The organism is Nostoc sp. UHCC 0252, from assembly GCF_034931145.1.
Taxonomy (GTDB): domain Bacteria; phylum Cyanobacteriota; class Cyanobacteriia; order Cyanobacteriales; family Nostocaceae; genus Nostoc.
Genome location: NZ_JAYGHE010000150.1, coordinates 1 through 5,085, shown reverse-complemented (window position 1 = coordinate 5,085; position 5,085 = coordinate 1). Strand labels below are relative to the sequence as shown.

The following is a 5,085-nucleotide window of genomic DNA, read 5'->3' as shown; positions in this document are numbered from 1 at the left end:
AAAAGTCCAAATTGTGAGCAAGCTATAAGAATCCGGTTTTATTCCTGAAATTGCTTGTTTAGAGACAAAGGTGAAAGGCAAGAGGATTTGATAATAAGTAGATAGGCGTGAATAAATATAATATGTTCCGTCATTGCGAGCGAAGCAAAGCAATCCCAGAGACTTTGTGATTGCTTCGCTTCGCTCGCAATGACATTTTAATATTCAATTATGTCTACCTACTTACATAGAACACAATCAATACATATAGGATAGGGGTATTCATGAATTGCCCATAAGCACATGTAGTTTTGTGTAAGCCTTATTTATATAGGTTTACCTTTGTGTCAGCGCTGAAAAGATAAAATAGAAAGGAACATTGTTGTTATCGACTCTGAGATAGAGAGTTGATATTGATTGCTACCAAAATAAAAAGGGGAGGTGTGGCATGACAATTACTCTAAATCACACTATAGTGCCCGTACATGAAAAGGAAGCCGCAGCGAAGTTCTTTGCAAAAATTTTTGGGTTAGAGGTTGAGATTCCCGTTGGTCACTTCGCGGCTGTACATATAAATGATACATTGACACTCGATTTCGCTGACGCTGAAGCGTTTGAGATGCATCATTATGCATTCCATGTCAGTGATGAAGAATTTGATGCCATTTTCGCCCGTGTGAAAGAGGCGGGTATCGAATACAGTAGCGACCCTATGCATCAAAATAAAGGGCAAATTAACCACTGGAATGAAGGCCGTGGCTTCTATTTTTATGACTCCGATGGCCACAACTTAGAATTGTTGACCCGTGCATAAATTTTTGACATCAAGTCAATCCATTACTTCTTTATTAAAAAGTATGCTGTTGCATACTCAGGTAATTGACTGATATTCTGCCCAAATTCTTTTTGACTCTTAAAAATACCTGCCAAAAAATCGAGTTGATAAAGATTGGGTAAAAATGCTCCACCTGTATCAGCCATAACTCCCATTTGCAGATGTTTACGGCCACCTTTAGTATGCTCAATAACAATCACTTTGCCTAAACCAATATTCAGCACATCTCCAGCAAAGGTTACTCCTGGTTTAATGGAGATTTTTGCATCTATTTTGTGCCCATAGCCTTTAATAGCATCAACTTCTCTAAAATACCAATAACGTTTTTGTGCTGTTGCCTTTAATCCGCGAACATAAGATATACCATTATTTCTATCTACGTTAAAAAATGCCTGATAACCATCTGTAAAGTTAATCAGGATTGTTCCTTGCATCAGCGCTTCTTCTAAGCCAGTTCTGGTTAGATAAGCAAGACTTTGAACTTTCCCAAATTCTCTACCGCCTGGTTCATAGATACCAGATAAAACATCCTGCTTTGTATATCTAGTATAGAATTTATCGTTATTAGAATTTTCTTTTAAACTATAAATTGGTGTATTAAAAGTAGAAGTTTTTTTGCGAGAGCCGGGATGGGTAAAGACAGCATATTTAGTAATTCGTAATTGTTTTTGTTTTTTGTCTTTTGGGTTATGGGCAGTCCATTTGATCACTCGGAAATTGGAATTGATAAACTTAGGGTCTTGTAAACGAGTAGCTCGCTTATTAGCAATATCCTCTTTTAAAACAGCAACCATGAAATCCAAAGTTTTAAGAACATCTGGTACAGTAACGCCTTGAGTGGTAAGAATTCCTGGGCGGAGAATGTCTGGGTCTGCTGAAGAGTAATCTTGAAAATATTTTCTAGTATTAACGAGAACAGTTAATAAATCTTTTTGATTGAAATTAACCTTACTACTGGGTAGATTAGCTGGGGTAACAACTTGGCTGCCATTAATACTAAATTTATATTTTTTGAATTCATCGATAACTGCAAAGGGTGCAGATGCAGCTAACAAATTCTGCTGAGATAAAAAAGCATTTTGCTTGCCTATAATCTCATCAGATATTTCTTGAGCAACAAAAGGATTTTGAAATTTTGAGGTGAGGGAAATCTCTGATTGAAGTTGACTAAAGGACTGATTTTGTTGATCTAACTGTTTAGTTTTTGACTGAGTATATAAATTGCTACTGGCTAAACTTACAAGTAATAAGGCTGCACAACTTACTGTGAAGCGAAATTTGGGGCTGGATAAGATATTCATAAATGGGAAAATAAATTTCTAGTACTCAAGAATAAAGGTTATGTTTCTATCACTTCACGCAGTAATTGGGCTAATTTCTCAGCACTATCGGGCACTGCGATCGCATGAGCGTTTTCACCCATTTTTGCTAACTCTTGCGGTGACTGCAACAAATTCAACACATTACTTTGCAATATTTGTGCTGTCAACTCCGATTGCTTCAGTGTTAAGGCTGCACCAGATGAAGTAAATACCTCTGCATTGTAAGATTGATGGTCTTCTGCGGCAAAGGGGTAAGGAATCAAAATTGCTGGTGTCCCACAGACTGCTAATTCTGTCAAGCTGCCTGCGCCAGAACGACTAATGGCAAGAGTTGCTCGTTGTAACAACGCCGCCATATTGTTGTAAAAAGGTAAGGCTATGTACTGTGGATGTTTGAGACTATCTGCTTCGGGATCGCGATCGCCAGTTAAGTGTACTACATAAGCACCAGCATCAAACCAAGCATTTGCAGATTCGCGCACCAACTTATTAACCGCAACTGCACCTTGGCTACCACCAAAGACGACAATTAAGGGAACACCATCGGGAATAGCTAAATCCAGGGGTGCATCAATTGCCCCATCAAGAAATTGCGCTCTGACGGGAGTACCAACGCAAACATTTTTAGCACGGGGTAAATACTTAGCAGCGACATCAAATCCCAAGGCTACCGCACTACACCAAGGGCCGAAAAAGCGAGTTACTTTACCTGGTAAGGCGTTAGATTCGTGGAAAACCACGGGTAAACCTAAAGAACGCGCCGCGATGACGGCTGGCCCGGCAATGTAACCGCCTGTGGTAAACACTCCTTGAAAATTTCCCTGCTTCAAAATTCGTCTAACTTCTATAATCGAACCAGCGAGTTTACCGAAGATGCGAATCGAGGAGAGTCCAAACCCTTGCTGAAACCCTTCAACTGCAATAGTATTCAAGGGATACTCTTTAGGGACAAGTTGAGTTTCCAGCCGATTGGGTACTCCCAGCCATTCGATTTGATAATCTGGAAGTTTTTCTGCCAGGGCGATCGCTGGAAACAAGTGTCCACCAGTCCCACTGGCAGCTATTAATAATCGTATCGGCGCGTTTGCCATCAAACCTCTACCGTTTAGCGTCTAGCTTAACTAAGATAAAACAATTTCCTGACTTTCTCTCATCAAATCAGTAAACTCTTGCCAATGACTAAAATTATTACCACTTTAGTGAAACGTCAACTCAGATTTCCAACCAATATTTGCCTATCGTTTTTGCTAACCCTTGGTTTAACAAGTGGTTGGCAACGCACTCAAGCGACGACACCACAGCAATTAGCCCAAGCTGGTACAGCCCAAGTTGGTACAACCAATCTAAAAAATCTGTTGGCACAAGTTGATGCAGCCGCTAGTCGGGGCGATGTTAAAGGGGTGTTGCAATTCTACAGCCCCTCTTTCGCTCATGGAGATGGATTAAACCTCCAAACCCTGGAAAAGTCTTTGGTTTCACTTTGGCAAAGATATCCCAAATTGCAATATAGTACCAAACTGTTATCTTCAAAATCTGAAGGCAATGGGATTATTGCTGAAACTGAAACAAAGATAACTGGCTCACCTTCCGGTAGTGGGAATAATGCGGCTCTCAATGCCACGATTAAATCGCGTCAGCGCATTGAAAGCGGTAAAATTGTCCGCCAAGACATTTTGGCAGAACGCACCGTACTTACCTCTGGTAGCAAGCCGCCCCAAGTTGATTTTAAATTACCCCAGCAGGTACAAGTTGGTCAGAGGTATAGTGTTGATGCGATCGTTCAAGAACCACTTGGTGATGATTTCCTACTAGGAACGGCGCTAGAGGAACCCATCAAAGCAGATAAGTTTCTCAACCCCACATCTGTAGATTTGCAATTACTAACATCTGGCGGACTGTTTAAAACAGGACAAGCACCATCTACCCCTGGTAGCCAATGGGTTTCTGCTGTCATTCTCCGAGGTAATGGGATGACGATGGTTACTCAGCGCCTGCAAGTGGTGAAGAAGTAGTTAAGAGTTAGTACGCTACCGCTAGCGTACTAAAAATATGGTCAAACCTTCTTGAAGCAACGAAAACATAGAGCGATGCTTCAGTGATGACAAGCCCCTGAATTTATTTATGGGGATTATTAATTTTGAATTTTGAATTTTGAATTCGGAGCGAAGCGACGTGACTTCCCTACAAAATCAGATTATTTTGATCACTGGTGCAAGTAGTGGTATTGGTACTGCTTGTGCGAGAATCTTCGCTGGTGCGGGTGCAAAACTGATCTTAGCGGCACGACGGCTGGAACGTTTGCAGCAGCTAGCAGATGCTCTCATTAAAGAATTTGGTATTGAAATTCATTTGTTAGAGCTAGATGTGCGCGATCGCAACGCTGTGGAATCTGCTATTTCTAACTTACCGTCTGACTGGTCTAACATCGACATTCTCATTAATAATGCTGGTCTAAGTCGTGGTTTAGACAAGTTGCACGAAGGCAGCTTTCAAGATTGGGAAGACATGATTGATACTAACGTTAAGGGTTTACTTTACGTTTCCCGCTATGTTGTTCCAGGAATGGTGAGCCGCGATCGCGGTCATGTAGTAAATTTAGGTTCTATTGCTGGACATCAAACTTATCCCGGTGGAAATGTCTACTGTGCAACCAAAGCTGCTGTCAGAGCAATTTCTGAAGGTTTAAAACAAGACCTTTTGGGAACGCGGGTACGTGTAACTTCCGTTGATCCTGGTATGGTAGAAACGGAATTTAGCGAGGTGCGCTTTCACGGAGATGCTGAACGCGCCAAAAAAGTTTACCAAGGAGTTACACCCCTGACAGCAGATGATGTGGCTGATGTGATATTTTTCTGCGTGACGCGATCGCCCCACGTCAATATTAATGAAGTCGTGCTGATGCCTGTTGACCAAGCTAGCGCTACCCTAGTTAATCGACGCACTTGAAGA

At 41.3% G+C, this 5,085-nt stretch carries 5 protein-coding genes; 3 read left to right on the top strand and 2 right to left on the bottom strand.

The window, feature by feature from the left end:
* The first annotated feature begins 427 nt into the window (after positions 1–427).
* Positions 428–793 carry a VOC family protein gene (locus VB732_RS35325; RefSeq protein WP_323235460.1) on the top strand — a complete coding sequence of 122 codons (366 nt, stop codon included), beginning with the start codon at positions 428–430 and terminating at the stop codon, positions 791–793.
* A 23-nt stretch (positions 794–816) separates the two neighbouring features.
* Here VB732_RS35325 and VB732_RS35320 read toward each other — a convergent pair whose 3' ends face one another.
* The gene (locus tag VB732_RS35320; RefSeq protein WP_323235459.1) at positions 817–2,115 is read right to left on the bottom strand and encodes a hypothetical protein; all 1,299 of its coding nucleotides are present in this window, start codon (positions 2,113–2,115) and stop codon (positions 817–819) included.
* Between the two features lie 38 nt (positions 2,116–2,153).
* Positions 2,154–3,227 carry an undecaprenyldiphospho-muramoylpentapeptide beta-N-acetylglucosaminyltransferase gene (gene murG, locus VB732_RS35315; RefSeq protein ID WP_323235458.1) on the bottom strand — a complete coding sequence of 358 codons (1,074 nt, stop codon included), beginning with the start codon at positions 3,225–3,227 and terminating at the stop codon, positions 2,154–2,156.
* Positions 3,228–3,311: 84 nt separating this feature from the next.
* Between murG and VB732_RS35310 the strand changes: the two genes are divergently transcribed.
* On the top strand, positions 3,312–4,148 hold the full coding sequence (locus tag VB732_RS35310) for a nuclear transport factor 2 family protein (RefSeq protein ID WP_323235457.1): 837 nt from the start codon (positions 3,312–3,314) through the stop codon (positions 4,146–4,148).
* Between the two features lie 160 nt (positions 4,149–4,308).
* The gene (locus VB732_RS35305; protein ID WP_323235456.1) at positions 4,309–5,082 is read left to right on the top strand and encodes an SDR family oxidoreductase; all 774 of its coding nucleotides are present in this window, start codon (positions 4,309–4,311) and stop codon (positions 5,080–5,082) included.
* Positions 5,083–5,085 lie beyond the last annotated feature (3 nt).